Genomic DNA, 447 nt, shown 5'->3' with positions numbered 1-447 from the left:
AAGTAGTGAAAACAAAAGTCGCGCAAGCGGCTTTTATTATTTCTGCGCCCGGGGGGTATAGCTCAGCTGGGAGAGCGCTTGCATGGCATGCAAGAGGTCAGCGGTTCGATCCCGCTTACCTCCACCACTGCGCGGAAGTGATGACGACGAGTTGTAGTAACAGTGTAACTGTAGTTCCAAGGTCCCCATCGTCTAGAGGCCTAGGACATCACCCTTTCACGGTGAGTACAGGGGTTCGAATCCCCTTGGGGACGCCAGCTTTGCCAGGCTGATGAGAGCAGTAAAAGTAGCACCTGCAGCACCGTAGTACGACAGAAGACTTTCTGCGCCCGGGGGGTATAGCTCAGCTGGGAGAGCGCTTGCATGGCATGCAAGAGGTCAGCGGTTCGATCCCGCTTACCTCCACCATTAGCGCAGGAAGCACCGATATGTCCCCATCGTCTAGAG

Annotated in this window: 3 tRNA genes; all 3 read left to right on the top strand. The window is 55.5% G+C overall.

Annotated elements, in window-relative coordinates:
• Positions 1-51: 51 nt before the first annotated feature.
• The 3 genes from KVP70_RS33290 to KVP70_RS33280 all read left to right on the top strand — a co-directional run bounded on the left by KVP70_RS33290 (position 52) and on the right by KVP70_RS33280 (position 408).
• Positions 52-127 (top strand) — tRNA-Ala (locus KVP70_RS33290).
• A 54-nt stretch (positions 128-181) separates the two neighbouring features.
• Positions 182-257 (top strand) — tRNA-Glu (locus tag KVP70_RS33285).
• Between the two features lie 75 nt (positions 258-332).
• Positions 333-408 (top strand) — tRNA-Ala (locus KVP70_RS33280).
• Positions 409-447 lie beyond the last annotated feature (39 nt).

The sequence above is a fragment of the Duganella violaceipulchra genome, from assembly GCF_019166075.1.
In the GTDB taxonomy this organism is placed as follows: Bacteria; Pseudomonadota; Gammaproteobacteria; order Burkholderiales; family Burkholderiaceae_D; genus Rugamonas; species Rugamonas violaceipulchra.
This window is presented reverse-complemented; position numbering and strand designations above follow the sequence as displayed.